Below are 17,804 nucleotides of genomic sequence, written 5' to 3'. Positions count from 1 at the left end.
TTCATGCGTTTGCCTGTCAAATGCCATGATTGCGGCTATCCCGGCACGACATGACCAAAACGCATTCCCCCGTCGCGCAGCCGACCCTTCTCATGCCCGACCGGCGCCAGCTTCTCCGATTGACCGGTCTCGGCGCCCTCGCCGCGCTGGCCGCCTGCGGCACGCTGCGGCCGACCGGCCAGGGCGCCGGCGCCTCGGCCTCCGCCGCGTCGATCATCAACGGCTACAGAACCGCGAACGGACTCTCCGCTCTCGCAACGGACAGCCGGCTCGAACAGGCGGCCCTGCAGCAGGCAGGCTACATGGCCGGCGCCCGGCGCATGGAGCACACGACCGGCTGGGGCAAGGATTTCGCTTCCCGCGTCAAGGACAACGGCATTGCCGGTGCGGCGGCGGAAAACATCGCCGAAGGACGCATGGACCTCGCCCGGCTGTTCGACATGTGGATGAAATCGCCGCCGCACCGCCGCAACATGCTCGACGCCCGCTTCATGCGCTTCGGGCTGGCCTATGTCCGTGACAGCAAGAACGCCGACTGGCGGTACTGGGCGCTGGTGCTTGGAAAGTAGCGGCAGTCGGCAGATCCGCAATCGGAAAGGTTTCCAGGGAGTCGACTGCCGATTGCCTCAGTCCATATGCACCGAAGGCGCTCCTGCCGGGGCCGCCTTGGGCTTGCGCAGCAGAATGACGAACGGCACCGCCACCAGCGTCATCAGCATCAGCAGCCAGAAATCGTTGTTGTAGGAAATCATCTGCGACTGCATGTTCACCAGTCCGTCGATCTGGGACAGCGCGACCGGGTCGCCGCTGACGGCAGCAGGCGACATCGCCTGCAGGTTCGGATTGTATGGATTGACGAAGGCCGACAGCTCGGTGTGGTTCACCTGGATATTACGGCTCAGCAGCATCGACACCACTGACACGCCGATCGACGAGCCGAGATTTCGCACGAGGCTGAACAGGGCGGTCGCGTCGGTGCGGTAGCGCGCGTCGAGTGTCGCGAAGGTGATCGTGGACAGCGGCACGAACACCATGCCCATGCCGAGTCCCTGGACGACGCCGGAAACCAGGATCAGCCTGTCGTCCATCTGCGGCGAGAAGCCCGCCATCGTGTACAGCGACTGGGCCGTGAGCAGAAAGCCGATAACGACGAGAATCCGCGCATCGACTTTTGCCACGAGCCGCCCCACGACAAGCATGGAGATCATCGTGCCGACGCCGCGCGGTCCCATCACGAGACCGGTGGTCACGCTCGGGTAGCCGAAGATGGTCGACAGCATCGGCGGCAGTAGCGCCATGGAAGCCAGGATCAGCACGCCCATGACGAAGATGAAGGCGAGGCCGGTGACGAAATTGCGGTCGAGAAATATGCGTGGATCGATGAAGGGGTGATCGGCGCTCATCATATGGATGATGAAGACCCAGAAGCCGCACAGCGACAGGCCGAGTTCGATCCATATCTCGACCGAGGAAAACCAGTCCACCTCGCCGCCGCGATCGAGCAGCATCTGCAGCGCGCCGACGCCAAGCGAGAGCATGGCGAAGCCGAAGAAATCGAAGCCGCGCGCGCGCCGGGGAATCTTCGGCAGGAAAATCAACATGCCCGCGAAAGCCAGGATGCCGATGGGCAGATTGATGAAGAACACCCAGCGCCAGGTAAGGTTCTCGGTGATCCAGCCGCCCAGCATCGGCCCGAGGATCGGGCCGAGCATGATGCCGGCGCCCCATATCGCCATCGCCTGGCCGTGGCGCTCCTTCGGGTTGATGTCGAGCAGGAACGTCTGGGAAAGCGGAACGATGGCCGCTCCGAAGACGCCTTGCAGGAGGCGGAAGAGCACCATCGTCTCCAGGCTCCACGCGATGCCGCACAGCATGGAGGAGACGGTGAACCCGACGACCGAGGTGAGAAACAGTTCCTTGCGGCCGAGCCGATCGGCCAGCCAGCCCGTCACCGGCGTCATGATTGCGGCCGCGACGATGTAGGAGGTCAGCACCCAGTTGATGTTGTCGGGCGACGCGCCGAGATTGCCCATCATCGTCGGCAGCGCCACGTTGGCGATCGTGGTGTCGAGCGCCTGCATGATCGTCGCCAACATGAGGGCGACCGTGATCAGCCCGCGATGCGGTACGTCATAGGGATTGACCGGATCAGCCTGGGCCATGATCTGAACTCAACCGCGACCGGCGCCTTACTCGTCCTGGGCGGCCACGGCGTGACCGCCGAGGAAGCTCGGCAGGCCGCGCGCCACGCCCGTATCGACGGACACGTCGGCGCTCATGCCGGCGCGCAGCGCCAGCTTGCCGCCGGCGTCGTCGAGTTTCAGCCGGACCGGAATGCGCTGGGTAACCTTGACCCAGTTGCCGGTGGCATTCTGCGCCGGAAGCAGCGAGAACTCGGCGCCGGTGCCGGCCCCGATGGCCTCGACCGTGGCCGCGAACGTCTTGTCCGGATAGGTGTCGAGAACGACCTCGGCCTTCTGACCGGGCTTCATGTTCGTCAGCTGCGTTTCCTTGAAATTGGCGTCGATCCAGGTGTCGCCCGTTTCGACCAGCGTGAACAGGGCCGTGCCGGTGGTCACATATTGACCGACCCGGAAAGACGCGGCCTGGTAAACCACGCCGTCCGCCGGCGCATGCACCGTGGTCTGGGCAAGGTCGTAGGCCGCCTTGGCGCGCGCCGCAAGGGCCGCCAGCACCGCAGGATGCTTGTCGGTCTCGATATCGGGATCGCCGCCGAGAGCCGCTTTAGCGCTCTCGATGCCCTGTTGCGCGACGGCCAGTTGCATCTTCGACTTGTCCAGATCGTTGCGCGCCTCGTCCAGCGACGACGTCGCGCTGATGCCCTTCTTTGCGAGATCGGCCGAGCGATCGTACTGCGACTGCGCGTAGTTGACTTCGCTCTGCGCAGACTTCTCCTGGGCAATCGCCTGATGATAGGCCGCGCGCAACTGCTCGACGTTCAGGCGCGCATTGGCCACGGCCGCATCGGCTTGTGCCAGTGCAATGTCATATGGCTGCGGATCGATGCGGAACAGCACGTCGCCTTTCTTGACAGCCTTGTTGTCGGCGACGTCGACGTCCACGATGCGACCAGCGGCATCGGCGGCAATTGAAACCCTCGCCTGCTGGAGATTCGCGTTTTCCGTCTCTTCGTAGCGACCGCCGGTCACCCATATGTAGCCGCCACCGACCAGGAGCAGAAGCGGCAGGGCGAGCATCAGGGCAAAGCGGCCCGTCCGGCGGCTTTTCCGTCTCGGCGCCACCGGCGCCGGATGTGCGGCTTCCGCCTGCTTCGGCGCATCCTGCTTCAGCGCTTCGTCCGCGGGCGTAGCCGGAGTCGGTTGGGCCGGTTGTGCCGGACCTTCCATCTCCACCTTGGTCACGTTCTCATCCACTTTTGCCACCGCGTTCATGCTGTTGTCATGCCTTCTGAAGTCTTGATCGTGCCGCAGGGCGGCTGTTCGCCATCGGACAGGTTTTCTGCCATCGCCTTGAGCGTGGAAATCAGGCCGCGACGGGTCTCCAGGGAAACGCCTCTGAGCGATTCCTCGTAGACTTCGGCAGCCAGCGCCTTGACCTCCGTATAAACCTCACGCGCCCTGGGCGTCGGATGGATGGTGCGGACACGACGGTCGTTGACATCCTGCCGCCGCTCGATCCAGCCGCCTTCCTCCATCCGGTCGATCAGGCGCGAAACGCTGATCGGCTCGATCTCGAGAAGTTCGGCCAGCCGTGCCTGCGCAACGCCCTCTTCCTTGGCGACACGTACCAGCAATCGCCATTGTGCGGCGGAAAGTCCTGTTTCACTGGCGCGCGCCTCGAAACGCTTGCGCAAAAGGCGCTGCACGTCGTGGATCAGGAATCCCAAATTCTCTATGCCATTCGAAACCATGAGCGGCATATATTATAAGCGTGCTTATCATTCAATCCGCTGCATCGCACAAAAACGCATGGCAGCCATGCCGGATCACGACGTCCCTAAGAACCGGTTACCGACCGGCGCCAGGAACGCTACAGGTCCAGATTCCAGTTCTGACCGACGAGATCCTTGCCGAAAGCGTGGTGTTTCTCCTCGTCGGCAAGCGTGAAGCCCGCCGCCTGATAGATGCGGCGCGCCGAGACCAGCACATCGTTCGTCCACAGGGTCAGCCGGCGATAGCCCTTCGCGCGGGCGAAGGCGATACATTCGTCGACCAGACGGCACCCGAGACCGAGACCGCGCGCCGAGGGCTCGACATAGAGAAGCCGAAGCTTGGCGATCGTATCGGATTTCTTCACGAGAAAGACCGAACCGATCACCTCGCCTCGCCGTTCGGCGACCCACGATGCCTCGCGCTCAGGGTCGAAATCCCTGACGAAGGCACCGAGGATTTCGGCCACAAGCGCCTCGTATGTCTCGTCCCACCCGTATTCACGGGCATAGAGCAGCCCTTGCCGATGTGTGATCCAACCGATGTCGCCCACCTGCAGCGGTCTCAGGATATAAGACGACGGCGGAGCATCGGCGCCAAGCAATGCACGTACATCTTCCATCGCGCCGACCAGACGCGCCCGGCTGGGTTCATCCAGGTGCGAGATCAACGCCGTCACCTGGTGTCTCGACGCAGCATCCAACGGGCCGAAAGCCTCACGGCCGGTCTTGGTCAGGACTATCGAAGCCTGGCGCGCGTCGGCATCGCTTGGCGTGCGCGCGATCAATCCATTCTCCTCGAAGCGCTTGAGCATCCGGCTGAGATAACCTGCGTCGAGACCCAGGCCGCGGCAGAGTTCGCTGGCGACGGATGCCTCGCGATGCGCGAGTTCATAGAGCACGCGCGCTTCGGTCAGCGAAAACCGGCTATCGAGCAACCCCTCGCTGAGCAGACCGATCTGCCGCGTATAGAAGCGGTTGAACCGTCGAACCGCAGCGATCGTGCCTTCCTCGGATATTTCCATTTCCGCCGACCTCCGATAACGACCGGCAGCATCGGAACTTTATTTGACTGAGTCAACTATCTATCGCGAACGATGCCATATTTGCGATCCTGCGTGGGGCAGGTCGGACAAAAGAGCGGCGCCTTCCGTTATTTTTACGTCGCGCGGGCTCGCGCTTCTTGACTCACGAAGTGAGGAAAACTATCTCACCGGCACGTTAGCACTCGCCAATGGGGAGTGCTAATTGTGTTCGGCGCAAGCCGGACGGAGGAATCCTTTCTCACATCGTACTGAGGCAAGCAAATGGCAAAGTCGAAGTTCCGCCCGCTTCATGACCGCGTGGTCGTCAAGCGTGTTGATTCCGAAGAGAAGACCGCTGGCGGCATCATCATCCCCGACACGGCGAAGGAAAAGCCGCAGGAAGGCGAAGTCATCGCCGTCGGTTCCGGCGCCCGCGACGAGGCCGGCAAGCTGGTTCCGCTGGACGTCAAGGCCGGCGACCGTGTGCTGTTCGGCAAGTGGTCCGGCACCGAAGTCAAGCTCAACGGCGAAGACCTTCTGATCATGAAGGAATCCGACATCATGGGCATCATCGGCTGATCGGCCGGCGTCCCATTCTTCACAAGCCAAACTGAATTTCGGATCTGAAGATCCAGGAGTATTGAAATGGCAGCCAAGGAAGTAAAATTCTCCCGTGACGCCCGCGAGCGCATGCTGCGCGGTGTCAACATCCTCGCCGATGCGGTGAAGGTCACGCTCGGCCCCAAGGGCCGCAACGTCGTCATCGACAAGTCGTTCGGCGCTCCGCGCATCACCAAGGACGGCGTCACCGTCGCCAAGGAGATCGAGCTGGAGGACAAGTTCGAGAACATGGGCGCCCAGATGGTGCGCGAAGTGGCCTCCAAGACCAACGACATCGCCGGCGACGGCACCACGACCGCCACGGTGCTCGCCCAGTCGATCGTTCAGGAAGGCGCCAAGGCGGTTGCCGCCGGCATGAACCCGATGGACCTGAAGCGCGGCATCGATCTCGCCGTCGGCGAAGTGGTCGCTGCTCTCGGCAAGTCGGCCAAGAAGATCAAGACCTCCGACGAAGTCGCTCAGGTCGGCACCATCTCGGCCAATGGCGATGAGTCGGTCGGCAAGATGATCGCCGAGGCGATGCAGAAGGTCGGCAACGAGGGCGTCATCACCGTCGAGGAAGCCAAGACCGCCGAGACCGAGCTGGAAGTGGTCGAGGGCATGCAGTTCGACCGCGGCTACCTGTCGCCCTACTTCGTCACCAACCCCGACAAGATGGTCGCCGAGTTGGAAGACGCTTACATCCTCCTGCACGAGAAGAAGCTCTCCAACCTGCAGGCGATGCTCCCGGTTCTGGAAGCCGTCGTCCAGACCTCCAAGCCGCTCCTCATCATCTCCGAGGACGTCGAAGGCGAGGCGCTTGCCACGCTGGTCGTCAACAAGCTGCGTGGCGGCCTGAAGATCGCCGCCGTCAAGGCTCCGGGCTTCGGCGACCGCCGCAAGGCCATGCTTGAGGACATCGCGATCCTGACCGGCGGCCAGGTGATCTCGGAAGACCTCGGCATCAAGCTCGAGAACGTCGGTCTCAACATGCTCGGCCGCGCCAAGCGCGTGCGCATCGAGAAGGAGAACACCACGATCGTCGACGGCGCCGGCAAGAAGGCCGAGATCCAGGGCCGCGTTGCCCAGATCAAGCAGCAGATCGAGGAGACCACCTCCGATTACGATCGCGAGAAGCTGCAGGAGCGCCTCGCCAAGCTGGCCGGTGGCGTCGCCGTCATCCGCGTCGGCGGTGCGACCGAGATCGAGGTCAAGGAGAAGAAGGACCGCGTCGACGACGCCCTGAACGCCACCCGCGCGGCGGTAGAGGAAGGCATCGTCTCCGGCGGCGGCACTGCTCTGCTGCGTGCGTCGACCGCCATCAAGGCGACCGGCGTCAACGCCGACCAGGCGGCCGGCATTGCCATCGTCAAGCGCGCCCTGCAGGCTCCGGCCCGCCAGATCGCGTCGAACGCGGGTGCTGAAGCCTCGATCGTTGCCGGCAAGATCCTCGAGAACAAGTCGGCCACCTTCGGCTACAACGCCCAGACCGGCGAATATGGCGACATGATCTCGCTCGGCATCGTCGATCCGGTCAAGGTCGTGCGCACCGCGCTGCAGGACGCCGCTTCGGTCGCCGGCCTGCTGGTCACCACCGAGGCCATGATCGCCGAAGCTCCGAAGAAGGACGCTCCGGCCCCGGCCATGCCCGGCGGCGGCATGGGCGGAATGGGTGGCATGGACTTCTGATCCAGCCTTTCAGGCACACAAAAAAGGGGCGGTCGGCAACGACCGCCCTTTTTCTTTCGGGGAAAAATGAGAGGACCTACCGGGACACGTTGCAGGCAGAGATGTCGCCGGACGCGAGGTCGCCTGACTTGGCTTCCTGTCGCGGCAGCATGATTTCAAGAATGGAACGGCATTGCGGCCGCGCCCCTCGATAGGGACGACGCCCCGTCACACGGTTGCGGCGCTCTTCGATTGGAAATCGGCGGAGTACCGCAATTCGCGCATGGGCCGCACCTTGGCGGTGGTCTCGGCATAGATCGGATGCGCCTTGTAGGCGGAAAGCGCAGCCTGGTCGGTGAACTCGGCATAGACCACGATATCGATCTCATCGGACATGGGATCGACCTTGCTGTTCAACGCCACCTCGAAGAATGTCGAATGAGGGATGCGGCCGAGTTCCATCAATCCGACGCGCACGCGCTCCATTTCGTTTTTGTCGCGGGCGCTGAAGAATACGATATGGCGGATCAACGATGCCTCCTGTGAAACGGGATCGACTATCCGGCCGCACCGACGGCGACCTGCCCCTTTCCGGAGGGTGGTTTTGGTTCCCCGGGATGCTCGCGTCAACCGGCAGCTTGTCGCGGGCGCGAGGCTGCCGAGACAGTCAGCCGGTGACCGAGCGGACGAGATGCGCCGTGAAGCGCATAACCTCGTCGATATATTGCCCGTGATTATAGATGATGTCCCACGCTGCGAAAAATCCCAATGCCGCGAAGAAGATGACGTAGCGCATGGCCGATCATATCATGCGTTTTCCAAACGATATAGTGACAGGCGGACGGCCGTCCCGCCTTCAGGGCGAGAACGATCCGGCAAACGACCGCGGGGGTCGCATGCGGGAAATCCTCGTTCTTCGGCGGGCGTAGGATGAAAAGGTGGACAAGCGAGACATGAGCAATGACTGATACGGACGACGAAGGCGGGGCGCAGTATGCGTCACCGCCCTGCTTCATGCACGAGCTCGATCCTTCCTTCCAGGCGCCGGTTGCCGACTGGAGTGACGTGCGCCGCTGGCGCAAGGCCGAGCGCGAGCGCCTGATCCAGTCCAGGCTCGCGGTCTCCGCCGACGCCCGCACCGCGATGGCAGCACGCATCGCCGACGGCCTCGACGAACTGATCGGCGACGTCGCCGGAAAGATGGTCAGCCTCTACTGGCCATTCCGCGGCGAACCGGACCTTCGTCCCTGGATGGCGACCGTCGTGGACCGTGGCGGCCAGACCGCGCTCCCCATTGTGATCGAAAAAGGCCATCCCTTGGTTTTCAAGGCCTGGAAAGCGGGCGAACCGCTGGAAAAAGGCGTCTGGAACATCCCTGTCCCGGCCGCCGGCGACCCGGTGTTTCCGGACGTGGTCATCGCGCCGATCGTGGGCATCGATCCGAATCGTTACCGGCTCGGCTATGGCGGCGGCTTCTTCGATCGCACGATTGCGGCCATGCCGCGCAAGCCTCTGGTCATCGGCATCGGCTACGAGCTCCAGCGCATTGCGACGATCTACCCGCAGCCGCACGATATCCCGATGGATGCGGTGGTCACCGAGGCTGGTCCGCGTCGCCCTGGGTGATCAATCGGGCGCTGCGCTGCCCTGTCGTGTAGATCCACAACCAGCTCAGAGCCACCGCCAGCCGGTAACGCAGGCCGATGAGGAAGAAGATGTGGCTGATGCCCCACAGCCACCAGGCGAGCCATCCGGTGAAGCGCAGGCGTCCGAAATCGATGACCGCGGCGCGCTTGCCGATGGTGGCAAGGTCGCCCGCATGTTTGTAGCGGAAAGGCCGCAAGTGGTTATCGCCGGCAAGCCTGGCCTTCACCGTCGCCGCGACATATTTGCCGGCCTGCTTGGCGGCCGGCGCTATGCCGGGAACGAAACCGCCCTCTGGACGCGCGACCTGCGCAGTGTCGCCGATCACGAAGATGTCCGGGTGCCCCGGCACCGTCAGATCGGGCTCGACGACGAGGCGCCCTGCCCGATCGGCCGCCGCCCCGAGCCATTGCGCCGCCGGCGAAGCCGCCACGCCGGCCGCCCAGATGATCGTGCGCGCCGGCAGCCTTCGGCCGCCGAAGACCACGCCCTCGGCGTCGCAGGCGGTAACCGCATTGCCCAGTTCGACAGTAACGGCCAGACGCTCCAGCGCCGATCTGGCGTAGTCTGACAAGGCCGGCTTGAAGGCGGCCAGCACCCGCTCGCCGGCCTCGACCAGCACCACCCGCGTCTTTGCGGTGTCAATGTTGCGGAATTCGCCGCGCAAGGTGACATGGGCAAGCTCGGCGATGGTTCCGGCAAGCTCGACGCCGGTCGGACCGCCGCCGATGATGACGAAGGTCAGCAGCGCGGCGCGCGCCACCGGATCGGTCTCCCGCTCGGCCTGCTCGAAGGCGAGCAGCAACCGGCGGCGAATGGCGGTCGCGTCCTCCAGCGTCTTCAACCCCGGAGCGAACTCTTCCCATTCGTCGTGGCCGAAATAGGCGTGGCGCGCGCCGGTTGCCAGCACGAGCGTGTCGTAACCGATCTCCCAGCCATCGTCGAGCCGCACTTTTCTGGCGTCGGCATCAACCCCCGTGACGGTGCCCAGCAGGGTCGTGACGTTCCTGTAGCGGCGCACCAGATGGCGGATCGGCCATGCGATCTCGGACGTCGCCAGCGAGGTGGTCGCGACCTGATAGAGCAACGGCTGGAAGAGATGATGGTTGCGCTGGTCGATCAGCGTCACCTCGACCGGGGAACCGGCGATGGCCCGGACGAATTCCAGACCGCCAAACCCCGCACCGACGACGACGATATGATGGTGGCTGCTCATGACTCACCTCGTTCAAGCCGAAGGTGGTTTCGCAGGTGCGAAAATCAAGACATCTCCTCAGACCATCTCCGGCTTCAACCCCATTGCCGTGCGGTCAACGATCTCGCGCAGCGCGAAGGACGAGTTGATCTTGGTGACGTGCGGCATGGCCGACAGCCATTCCTTGTGGATGCGCTCGTAATCGGCAAGATCCCTGGCGGCTATACGAAGGATATAATCGTATTCCCCCGACATCAGGTGGCACGACAACACGTTCGGACAGCGCTTGATGGCCGTTTCGAAATCCGACAACGTCTTCTCGAACTGACCGGACAGCGAGATGTGCACGATCGCAGTCATCTGATGACCGAGAGCTGCACTGGAAAGCCGCGCATGATAGCCTCGGATCGTGCCGGATTTCTCCAGATTGTCCAGCCGCCGCGAACAGGCCGATTGGGAAAGGCCGACCTTTTCGGCTAGCGCCGCGTTGGGCATGCGCCCGTCTTTTTGCAATGCCTCCAGAATAGCGATATCGATCCTATCCAGGGCCATTTCTCGACTTTCCTGCGAATAATGAGCAATTTTACGCAACAATTATCGATGAATCCCGCGAGAGGCAAGCGCATTCGCAAGGACCTGCGCACCGATTCATGGTTCAATGATCGGCACAGGGAAAGCCGCGAAGGCTGAAGAGGAGATCACCAAATGCGCGTCGGATGCCCCAGGGAAATCAAGAACCATGAATACCGGGTCGGCCTGACCCCCGGCTCAGTCCGCGAATATGTCGCGCACGGCCACGAGGTCCTGGTGGAGACGGGCGCGGGCGCGGGCATCGGCGCCGACGACAACGCCTACCGCGCGGCGGGTGCGCAGATCGCCAAGACGGCGGCGGACGTGTTCGCGAAGTCGGACATGATCGTCAAGGTCAAAGAGCCGCAACCTGGCGAGTGGGCGCAGTTGCGCGAAGGCCAGATCCTCTACACCTATCTTCATCTCGCTCCCGATCCGGAGCAGACCAAGGGCCTGCTCGCATCGGGAGTCTCGGCGGTGGCCTATGAGACCGTGACCGACGACCGCGGCGGCCTGCCGCTGCTGGCGCCGATGTCCGAGGTGGCGGGCCGTCTAGCCATCCAGGCTGGCGCGACGGCTCTGCAAAAGGCCAACGGCGGCCGTGGCGTGCTGCTGGGCGGCGTGCCGGGCGTCCTGCCCGGCAAGGTCGCGGTGCTGGGCGGCGGCGTGGTGGGCCTGCAAGCGGCCAAGATGGCAGCCGGTCTCGGCGCCGACGTCACCATCATCGATCGCTCGATCCCGCGCCTGCGGCAGCTCGACGACATCTTCAACGGTCGCGTCCATACCCGTTATGCGACGGTCGAGGCGATCGAGGACGAATGCTTTTCCGCGGACGTGGTCGTCGGCGCCGTGCTCATCCCGGGCGCTGCGGCGCCGAAGCTGGTTACCCGCGAGATGCTGTCGGGCATGAAGAAGAGATCCGTTCTGGTCGACGTCGCGATCGATCAGGGCGGCTGTTTCGAAACCTCGCACGCCACCACCCATGCCGATCCGACCTATGAGGTCGACGGCGTCATCCATTACTGCGTCGCCAACATGCCCGGCGCGGTGCCGGTGACCTCGGCGCACGCCCTCAACAACGCCACGCTTCACTACGGCCTTCAGCTTGCGGACAAAGGCCTCAAGGCGATCGTCGACGACCAGCACCTGCGCAACGGCCTGAACGTCCACAAAGGCAAGATCACCAGCCGTGCCGTCGCTGAATCGCTCGGTTACGAGGTGGCGGAGCCAAAGGCCGCGCTTGCCGCTGCGTGACACGGTCAGGACAGTCCGTATCCTTCCAGCCCGCCGCTTTCCTGCCGGCGGGCTTTTTCTTGCGCGGAAGAAGTGAGGCCAGGGCAACAAAAAAGCGGAGCCAAGGCCCCGCTTCCTCGTCTGTCGCGAGACCGCCGGTTCATCCGCGGTCGGTTCTCGTTCGACACCCTGCCTTCTACCGAGAGAATGTTACGGCAATACGACAGTTGGATTTGATCCTGAATCCCGATGGTTAAGATTTCGTTAAGATTGGTATCAGCGGTGCCTCCTACCGTTCCTGATCGGTCGGCCTGATCAAGATCTCGTTGACGTTGACGCGCGGATGCTGGCTGACGGCGTAGAGGATGGCGGCGGCGATGTCCTCGGATTCCAGACCTTCCATCGCCTGCTTGCGCTTCTCCAGTCCGGCCTTCATCCCGGCATTGGGAATGTGATCGCCGAGTTCCGTCAACACCAGGCCCGGCTCGATCAGCGTGACCCTGACCTTGTCCGCATAGACCTCGCGCCGCACGGCTTCCGAAAAGCCGACGACGCCGAACTTGGTCGCCGCGTAGCCGCTGGAACCCGGATTGGCGACCCGCCCGGCGACCGACGAGACGTTGACGATGTGCCCCTTGGCGGCTTTCAGGTGCGGCAGGGCCTGGCGGGTGATCTCCATGAGGGCCGTCAGGTTGAGATCGACCATATGCCGAAGGTCCTGCGCCCTCGCCTCGGCCAGAGGCGACAGCAGCATCTGGCCGGCATTGTTGACGAGGATATCGAGTTGTCCCCATTGCGCGGCTGTCCTGTCGATCATCGTCTTGATGTCGGCATCGTGCGTGACGTCGGCCTCGATGACGAGGACCTCGCCGCCGGCCGCCCCGATGCGATCGGCGAGCGCCTTGAGCCTGTCGGTTCGTCGCGCCGCAACAGCCACTTTCGCTCCGGCTTGAGCAAGCGCCGCCGCAGTCGCCTCGCCGATGCCCGACGATGCGCCAGTCACGAGCGCCACTTTTCCCGCGAGGGGACCGGAAGAATGAGAAGTCATGATCTTGCTCCAGGAATTCGCGCCACCCCGACCCTAAGTAGGTTCGATCCGGCAGAGTTGAAGAGCGGGAACAGCCTTTGAAGAAAGGATGGCCAACCGGCGGAGCCTAAATCCTGCCCGTCCGTTTTCATGCGCGAACAGACACACAACCAGGAGATGCGACATGGTGAACAAGGATCAGGTTTCGGGCGTTGCCAAGCAGGTGAAAGGCTCCGTCAAGGACGCCGCCGGCAAGGTGACGGGTGACCGCAAGACGCAGGCCGAAGGCAAGGCCGACAAGGTGGCTGGCAAGGTCCAGAAAGCCTACGGCGACGTGAAGGAAAAGATCAAAGACTCGCTTTGATCGCCCTACGCCCGGATCGGCAAAGATCGAGATATCCAAGCGAGAAAGGAGCAGTTCCCCTGCTCCTTTCTTTTTTTCGCCGTAGGCCACATCGAGTGCGAGCGTCATCTGCAACACATCGCAGGGCGAATGCCCGTCAGAGCGGTACGACTTTTCCCTCGGAAAGGGTCACGCGGCGGTCCATGCGCGCGGCGAGTTCGTGATTGTGGGTCGCGATCAGCGCCGCAAGCCCCGACTGCCGCACCAGCGCTTCAAGCGCATCGAACACGTAGGAGGCAGTGTGCGGGTCGAGGTTGCCTGTCGGCTCGTCGGCCATGAGCACCAGCGGCGCGTTGGCCACCGCGCGGGCGATGGCGACGCGCTGCTGCTCGCCGCCGGAAAGCTCGGCAGGCCGATGCTGGGCGCGCTTGCCGATCTGCATGTAGTCGAGCAACTGCGCTGCACGCGCCGAAGCCTCCCTGGGCGACAACCCCTTGATCAACTGCGGCATCATGATGTTCTCGAGCGCCGAGAACTCGGGCAGCAGATGGTGGAACTGGTAGACGAAGCCGATATCGTTGCGCCGGATCGCGGTGCGCTCGTCGTCCGACAGGCGCCCGCAGGTGCGCCCGGACAGGACAACGTCGCCGGCGTCGGGTTTTTCGAGCAGGCCGGCCGTGTGCAACAGGGTGGATTTGCCGGTGCCGGACGGCGCCACCAGCGCGACCATCTCGCCGCGATGCAGGGAGAAATTCGCGCCGTTCAGGATGGTCAGCTTGCGCGCGCCCTGGACATAGTGGCGGGCAACGTCCTTCAGTTCGATGACGATCTCGCGCTTCATTCGTATCTCAGCGCCTCGACCGGTTCGAGCCTCGCCGCGCGCCATGCCGGGAAAAGCGTCGCGAGGAACGACAATATCAGCGCCATGGCGATGACCGAGAGGGTCTCGCCAAGGTCCATCCGGGCCGGCAATTGGCTGAGGAAGTAGAGCTCGGGATTGAACAGCACCTCGCCAGACAGCCAGGAGAAGAACTCGCGGATGCGCTCGATGTTAAGACAGATGACGACACCCAGCACGACCCCGGCCAGCGTCCCCATCACGCCGATCGCCGCGCCCGTCATCAGGAAGATGCGCAGGATGGCGCCTCGCGTCGCGCCCATGGTGCGCAGGATGGCGATGTCGTGTCCCTTGTCCTTCACCAGCATGACGAGGCCGGAAATGATGTTGAGCGCCGCGACCAGAACGATCAGCGTCAGGATCATGAACATGACGTTGCGCTCGACCTGCAAGGCGTCGAAGAACGTCTTGTTGCGGTCGCGCCAGTCGGTCATCAGGATCTGGCGCTGCGCCGCCGCCTCGATCTTCGGTTTCAGCGCATCGACGTTGTCGGGATCGTCGACATAGACCTCGATGCTCTGCGCCTTGCCTTCTTGGTTGAAATAAAGCTGCGCTTCCGAAAAGGGCATGTAGACAATCGAGCTGTCATATTCCGACATGCCGACCTCGAAGATCGCGGTCACCGGATAGGCTTTCATCCGCGGCGTGGTGCCGAAGGGCGTCGCATCTCCGTCTGGCGAGATCAGGTTGATGGAATCGCCGAGCGCCAGCCCGAGATTTTCGGCCATGCGCGTGCCGATGGCGACGCCTTCGCCCTTGTCGAAGCCGACCAGCGAGCCCTGCTTGATGTTGTTGGCGACCAGCGTGATCTTCGCCAGATCCTCGCCGCGGATGCCGCGCACCAGCGCGCCTGTGCCCGACCCGACCGAGCCTTGCGCCAGTACCTGTCCGTCGATCAGCGGCACCGCGTATTTGACGCCCTGCACCTTGTTGATGCGGTCGGCGATGGCCGCATAGTCCTCCAGCGGCATGTCGATCGGCGTGATGATCAGATGCCCGTTGATGCCGAGGATGCGGGTGAGAAGTTCCGCGCGGAACCCGTTCATGACGGCCATGACGACGATCAGCGTAGCGACGCCCAGCATGATGCCGAGGAACGAGATCGAGGCGATGACCGAGATCACCGTCTCCTTGCGCCGCGAGCGCAGATAGCGCCAAGCGACCATGCGCTCGAAGCCGGAAAACGGGCCGGCACCCGCCTCTTGGCTTTTTGCCGGTTTGGCCGTCGCGGCCGCGGCGTTGCTCACGCGGCCTTCTCCACCATCGTCATCAGGTCGTCGATCCTCTTTACGTCGCGCTCGCCCGTCCTGCGGTTCTTGACCTCGACCGTACCTTCGGCAGCGCCGCGCGGGCCGACGATCACCTGCCAGGGAAGGCCGATCAGGTCGGCGGTGGCGAACTTGGCGCCCGCCCTCTGGTCGGTGTCGTCATAGAGCACGTCGCGGCCGGCCTTCTCGTAGGCCGCCTGAATTTTTTCGCACAGCGCGTCGCAAGCTGCGTCGCCCGGCTTCATATTGATGAGCGCGACATGGAAAGGTGCGATCGCCTCCGGCCAGATGATGCCGCTCTCGTCGTGACTCGCCTCGATGATGGCCGCCACCAGCCGCGAAGGACCGATGCCGTAGGAACCGCCCGAGACGAAATGACCCTTGCCGTCAGGCCCGGTCACCTTGGCGCCCATCGGCTTGGAATACTTCTCGCCGAAATGGAAGATGTGGCCGACCTCGATACCGCGCGCCGACAGGCGCTCGGCATCCGGCACCTTGTTCCAGGCCGCATCGTCGTGCATCTCGTCGGTTGCCGCATAAGGCGTCGTCCATGTCTTGACGATGCCGGCGATCTCGGCGTCGTTGCCGAAATCGGTGTCTGCGCCCGGCACGTCGAGCGTGAGGTAGTGCCGGTCGCAATAGACCTGACTCTCGCCGGTGTCGGCCAGGATGATGAACTCATGGCTGAGATCGCCGCCGATCGGGCCGGTGTCGGCGCGCATCGGTATCGCCTGGAGGCCCATGCGCGTGAAAGTGCGTAGGTAGGCGACGAACATGCGGTTATACGCCGCCCTCGCCCCTTCGAAATCGAGATCGAAGGAATAGGCGTCCTTCATCAGGAATTCTCTGCTGCGCATGACGCCGAAGCGCGGCCTTACCTCGTCGCGGAACTTCCACTGGATATGGTAGAGATTGAGCGGCAGGTCCTTGTAGGACTTCACGTAGGAACGGAAGATCTCGGTGACCATTTCCTCGTTGGTCGGGCCGTAGAGCATGTCGCGCTCATGCCGGTCCTTGATGCGTAGCATCTCCTTGCCGTAGTCCTCGTAGCGGCCGCTCTCGCGCCACAGATCGGCCGACTGGATGGTCGGCATGATGATCTCCAGCGCGCCTGCCCGGTTCTGCTCCTCGCGGATGATATGGCAGACCTTGTCGAGAACGCGCTTGCCAAGCGGCAGCCACGAAAAGGAACCGGCGGCCTGCTGACGGATCATTCCCGCCCGCAGCATGAGCCGGTGAGAGACGATCTCGGCCTCGCGCGGATTTTCTTTCAGGATGGGCAGGAAGTAGCGCGAAAGACGCATGCAGGAATCCGTGAAAAAGACGGCGCGCAGGAATCGGCGCGCAACTTGCTGATTGCAGGGCTTCATAGCCATTTCATGGCGGAATGGAAACCCGCCGACACGCGTTGAGCGGGCACCGACGGCATGGGCTATATGCGGGCACCTCTTGCCTTCTTATTGTGCATCGCAGCATCGAAAGAGCTGTTTCCGAATAAAATTTTTCGTGACAATGCGAGCGCGCTTGGTCTAGGGTTTCTTGATAATCGAGAGAACGGAAAAACATCCGTACTCCTACGCGGTCAAAGTCTTGGGAGGATGCGATCTAGGCGCGGTCACTCGCTGCCGCCGGATACCGGAAAGCAGATCGGACGCGTTAAATTGCAAGGCCTCGTGCCTTGCATTTTTTTTGTGCAATCATCACGTTCGCGCTGCCGGTTTGCGCAACACGCGAAGCTGATACGAATCTGGCCGGCGTCAGTCCGGCACGATCCGCGGCAGGTCATCGAAGGCAAAGCCGTACACCTCGAACAACCAATACATGGCCGCTACAAAAAGCAGGGTAATCAGCGTGGTCCACAGCACCGCGCGAAGCATATGCGGTCCGCGCGGAGCGCTGGCGACAGTGCCCAGCGTCACGTCGTCTTCCTCGTCCTGGGTCTTCAGCCCGAAAGGCAGCACCATGAAAAGGAAGAACCACCACGATATGAAGAAAGTGGCGACATAGACGAGCCAGTTCATGCCTGCTCCAATTCCACCAGCGTACCGGAAAAATCCTTCGGATGAAGGAACAGCACGGGCTTGCCGTGCGCGCCGACTTTCGGCTCGCCATCGCCCAGCACGCGCGCGCCGGCTGCCTTGAGGCGGTCTCGCGCAGCGACGATGTCGTCCACTTCGTAGCAGACATGGTGCATGCCGCCGGACGGGTTCTTCTCCAGAAAGGCGGCGATCGGAGAGCCTGCGCCAAGCGGTTCCAGCAATTCGACCTTGGTGTTGCCGAGATCGATGAAGACGACCGTGACGCCGTGATCGGGAAGTGCCTGCGGCTCGGTCACCACAGCGCCCAGCGTGTCGCGATAGGTCGCGCTGGCGGCGGCGATGTCCGGAACGGCGATGGCGACATGATTCAAGCGGCCAAGCATC

The 17,804-nt window shown here is 63.1% G+C and carries 20 protein-coding genes; 6 read left to right on the top strand and 14 right to left on the bottom strand.

Features of this window, described 5'->3' with window-relative positions; translation table 11 throughout:
* Nucleotides 1-50: 50 nt before the first annotated feature.
* Nucleotides 51-569 (top strand): CAP domain-containing protein, encoded by a 519-nt coding sequence (locus ABMA46_RS12990; protein ID WP_348999904.1) that lies wholly within the window; start codon nt 51-53, stop codon nt 567-569.
* A gap of 57 nt (nt 570-626) precedes the next feature.
* On the opposite strand, the gene ABMA46_RS12985 is transcribed toward ABMA46_RS12990, so the two are convergent.
* The 4 genes from ABMA46_RS12985 to ABMA46_RS12970 all read right to left on the bottom strand — a co-directional run bounded on the left by ABMA46_RS12985 (nt 627) and on the right by ABMA46_RS12970 (nt 4,935).
* Nucleotides 627-2,162 carry a DHA2 family efflux MFS transporter permease subunit gene (locus tag ABMA46_RS12985; protein ID WP_348999902.1) on the bottom strand — a complete coding sequence of 512 codons (1,536 nt, stop codon included), beginning with the start codon at nt 2,160-2,162 and terminating at the stop codon, nt 627-629.
* A 27-nt stretch (nt 2,163-2,189) separates the two neighbouring features.
* Nucleotides 2,190-3,413 carry an HlyD family secretion protein gene (locus ABMA46_RS12980; protein WP_348999900.1) on the bottom strand — a complete coding sequence of 408 codons (1,224 nt, stop codon included), beginning with the start codon at nt 3,411-3,413 and terminating at the stop codon, nt 2,190-2,192.
* On the bottom strand, nt 3,410-3,892 hold the full coding sequence (locus ABMA46_RS12975) for a MarR family winged helix-turn-helix transcriptional regulator (RefSeq protein ID WP_349000146.1): 483 nt from the start codon (nt 3,890-3,892) through the stop codon (nt 3,410-3,412). Before ABMA46_RS12975 ends, ABMA46_RS12980 begins: the two co-directional genes overlap by 4 nt.
* 119 nt (nt 3,893-4,011) lie before the next feature.
* Nucleotides 4,012-4,935 (bottom strand): bifunctional helix-turn-helix transcriptional regulator/GNAT family N-acetyltransferase, encoded by a 924-nt coding sequence (locus ABMA46_RS12970; RefSeq protein WP_348999898.1) that lies wholly within the window; start codon nt 4,933-4,935, stop codon nt 4,012-4,014.
* A 282-nt stretch (nt 4,936-5,217) separates the two neighbouring features.
* Here ABMA46_RS12970 and groES point away from each other — a divergent pair, with 282 nt between their 5' ends.
* Both groES and groL read left to right on the top strand, forming a co-directional pair.
* Nucleotides 5,218-5,514, top strand: a complete 297-nt coding sequence (gene groES / locus ABMA46_RS12965) for a co-chaperone GroES (RefSeq protein ID WP_348999896.1) — start codon at nt 5,218-5,220, stop codon at nt 5,512-5,514.
* Nucleotides 5,515-5,580: 66 nt separating this feature from the next.
* A complete protein-coding gene (gene groL / locus ABMA46_RS12960) occupies nt 5,581-7,224 on the top strand; it encodes a chaperonin GroEL (RefSeq protein ID WP_348999894.1) in 1,644 nt (547 codons plus the stop codon).
* Nucleotides 7,225-7,431: 207 nt separating this feature from the next.
* Here the strand turns inward: groL and ABMA46_RS12955 are convergent, their stop codons facing one another.
* Complete coding sequence (locus ABMA46_RS12955; protein ID WP_348999892.1) at nt 7,432-7,734, bottom strand: Dabb family protein; 303 nt, start codon at nt 7,732-7,734, stop codon at nt 7,432-7,434.
* A gap of 136 nt (nt 7,735-7,870) precedes the next feature.
* On the bottom strand, nt 7,871-7,999 hold the full coding sequence (locus ABMA46_RS12950; RefSeq protein ID WP_348999890.1) for a hypothetical protein: 129 nt from the start codon (nt 7,997-7,999) through the stop codon (nt 7,871-7,873).
* A 164-nt stretch (nt 8,000-8,163) separates the two neighbouring features.
* Between ABMA46_RS12950 and ABMA46_RS12945 the strand changes: the two genes are divergently transcribed.
* A complete protein-coding gene (locus ABMA46_RS12945) occupies nt 8,164-8,829 on the top strand; it encodes a 5-formyltetrahydrofolate cyclo-ligase (protein WP_348999889.1) in 666 nt (221 codons plus the stop codon).
* Here ABMA46_RS12945 and ABMA46_RS12940 read toward each other — a convergent pair.
* Both ABMA46_RS12940 and ABMA46_RS12935 read right to left on the bottom strand, forming a co-directional pair.
* Nucleotides 8,798-10,063: an NAD(P)/FAD-dependent oxidoreductase gene (locus ABMA46_RS12940; protein WP_348999887.1), complete on the bottom strand. Its 1,266-nt coding sequence runs from the start codon at nt 10,061-10,063 to the stop codon at nt 8,798-8,800. The two genes, ABMA46_RS12945 and ABMA46_RS12940, sit on opposite strands and share 32 nt — an antisense overlap.
* A 57-nt stretch (nt 10,064-10,120) precedes the next feature.
* On the bottom strand, nt 10,121-10,594 hold the full coding sequence (locus ABMA46_RS12935) for an Lrp/AsnC family transcriptional regulator (RefSeq protein ID WP_348999885.1): 474 nt from the start codon (nt 10,592-10,594) through the stop codon (nt 10,121-10,123).
* Between the two features lie 153 nt (nt 10,595-10,747).
* Here ABMA46_RS12935 and ald point away from each other — a divergent pair, with 153 nt between their 5' ends.
* Nucleotides 10,748-11,866, top strand: a complete 1,119-nt coding sequence (gene ald, locus ABMA46_RS12930) for an alanine dehydrogenase (RefSeq protein WP_348999884.1) — start codon at nt 10,748-10,750, stop codon at nt 11,864-11,866.
* Nucleotides 11,867-12,134: 268 nt separating this feature from the next.
* Here ald and ABMA46_RS12925 read toward each other — a convergent pair whose 3' ends face one another.
* Nucleotides 12,135-12,893, bottom strand: a complete 759-nt coding sequence (locus ABMA46_RS12925) for an SDR family NAD(P)-dependent oxidoreductase (protein WP_348999882.1) — start codon at nt 12,891-12,893, stop codon at nt 12,135-12,137.
* Nucleotides 12,894-13,056: 163 nt separating this feature from the next.
* Here ABMA46_RS12925 and ABMA46_RS12920 point away from each other — a divergent pair, with 163 nt between their 5' ends.
* The gene (locus tag ABMA46_RS12920) at nt 13,057-13,236 is read left to right on the top strand and encodes a CsbD family protein (protein ID WP_348999880.1); all 180 of its coding nucleotides are present in this window, start codon (nt 13,057-13,059) and stop codon (nt 13,234-13,236) included.
* 136 nt (nt 13,237-13,372) lie between these two features.
* Here ABMA46_RS12920 and ABMA46_RS12915 read toward each other — a convergent pair whose 3' ends face one another.
* From ABMA46_RS12915 to mce, 5 genes are all read right to left on the bottom strand, one after another.
* Nucleotides 13,373-14,056 (bottom strand): ABC transporter ATP-binding protein, encoded by a 684-nt coding sequence (locus ABMA46_RS12915; protein WP_348999878.1) that lies wholly within the window; start codon nt 14,054-14,056, stop codon nt 13,373-13,375.
* The gene (locus tag ABMA46_RS12910; protein WP_348999876.1) at nt 14,053-15,360 is read right to left on the bottom strand and encodes a lipoprotein-releasing ABC transporter permease subunit; all 1,308 of its coding nucleotides are present in this window, start codon (nt 15,358-15,360) and stop codon (nt 14,053-14,055) included. Before ABMA46_RS12910 ends, ABMA46_RS12915 begins: the two co-directional genes overlap by 4 nt.
* Nucleotides 15,357-16,685, bottom strand: a complete 1,329-nt coding sequence (proS, locus tag ABMA46_RS12905) for a proline--tRNA ligase (protein ID WP_348999874.1) — start codon at nt 16,683-16,685, stop codon at nt 15,357-15,359. Before proS ends, ABMA46_RS12910 begins: the two co-directional genes overlap by 4 nt.
* Before the next feature lie 453 nt (nt 16,686-17,138).
* The gene (locus ABMA46_RS12900) at nt 17,139-17,402 is read right to left on the bottom strand and encodes a DUF1467 family protein (protein ID WP_348999873.1); all 264 of its coding nucleotides are present in this window, start codon (nt 17,400-17,402) and stop codon (nt 17,139-17,141) included.
* Nucleotides 17,399-17,803, bottom strand: coding sequence for a methylmalonyl-CoA epimerase (gene mce, locus ABMA46_RS12895; RefSeq protein WP_348999872.1), 405 nt, complete (start codon nt 17,801-17,803; stop codon nt 17,399-17,401). The genes ABMA46_RS12900 and mce overlap by 4 nt, the downstream gene beginning before the upstream one ends.
* Nucleotide 17,804 lies beyond the last annotated feature (1 nt).

Origin of the sequence: Mesorhizobium hunchu, assembly GCF_040081975.1 — a bacterium.
Lineage (GTDB): Bacteria > Pseudomonadota > Alphaproteobacteria > Rhizobiales > Rhizobiaceae > Mesorhizobium > Mesorhizobium hunchu.
The sequence above is the reverse complement of the archived record's forward strand: the minus strand, read 5'-3'. Positions and strand labels throughout refer to the sequence as shown.

Coding starts and splice junctions, on each gene's coding strand:
- ABMA46_RS12990 (WP_348999904.1), top strand. CDS start 51: ATGACCAAAACGCATTCCCCCGTCGCGCAGCCGACCCTTCTCATGCCC.
- ABMA46_RS12985 (WP_348999902.1), bottom strand. CDS start 2,162: ATGGCCCAGGCTGATCCGGTCAATCCCTATGACGTACCGCATCGCGGG.
- ABMA46_RS12980 (WP_348999900.1), bottom strand. CDS start 3,413: ATGAACGCGGTGGCAAAAGTGGATGAGAACGTGACCAAGGTGGAGATG.
- ABMA46_RS12975 (WP_349000146.1), bottom strand. CDS start 3,892: ATGGTTTCGAATGGCATAGAGAATTTGGGATTCCTGATCCACGACGTG.
- ABMA46_RS12970 (WP_348999898.1), bottom strand. CDS start 4,935: ATGGAAATATCCGAGGAAGGCACGATCGCTGCGGTTCGACGGTTCAAC.
- groES (WP_348999896.1), top strand. CDS start 5,218: ATGGCAAAGTCGAAGTTCCGCCCGCTTCATGACCGCGTGGTCGTCAAG.
- groL (WP_348999894.1), top strand. CDS start 5,581: ATGGCAGCCAAGGAAGTAAAATTCTCCCGTGACGCCCGCGAGCGCATG.
- ABMA46_RS12950 (WP_348999890.1), bottom strand. CDS start 7,999: ATGCGCTACGTCATCTTCTTCGCGGCATTGGGATTTTTCGCAGCGTGG.
- ABMA46_RS12945 (WP_348999889.1), top strand. CDS start 8,164: ATGACTGATACGGACGACGAAGGCGGGGCGCAGTATGCGTCACCGCCC.
- ABMA46_RS12940 (WP_348999887.1), bottom strand. CDS start 10,063: ATGAGCAGCCACCATCATATCGTCGTCGTCGGTGCGGGGTTTGGCGGT.
- ABMA46_RS12935 (WP_348999885.1), bottom strand. CDS start 10,594: ATGGCCCTGGATAGGATCGATATCGCTATTCTGGAGGCATTGCAAAAA.
- ald (WP_348999884.1), top strand. CDS start 10,748: ATGCGCGTCGGATGCCCCAGGGAAATCAAGAACCATGAATACCGGGTC.
- ABMA46_RS12925 (WP_348999882.1), bottom strand. CDS start 12,893: ATGACTTCTCATTCTTCCGGTCCCCTCGCGGGAAAAGTGGCGCTCGTG.
- ABMA46_RS12920 (WP_348999880.1), top strand. CDS start 13,057: ATGGTGAACAAGGATCAGGTTTCGGGCGTTGCCAAGCAGGTGAAAGGC.
- ABMA46_RS12915 (WP_348999878.1), bottom strand. CDS start 14,056: ATGAAGCGCGAGATCGTCATCGAACTGAAGGACGTTGCCCGCCACTAT.
- proS (WP_348999874.1), bottom strand. CDS start 16,685: ATGCGTCTTTCGCGCTACTTCCTGCCCATCCTGAAAGAAAATCCGCGC.
- ABMA46_RS12900 (WP_348999873.1), bottom strand. CDS start 17,402: ATGAACTGGCTCGTCTATGTCGCCACTTTCTTCATATCGTGGTGGTTC.
- mce (WP_348999872.1), bottom strand. CDS start 17,803: ATGCTTGGCCGCTTGAATCATGTCGCCATCGCCGTTCCGGACATCGCC.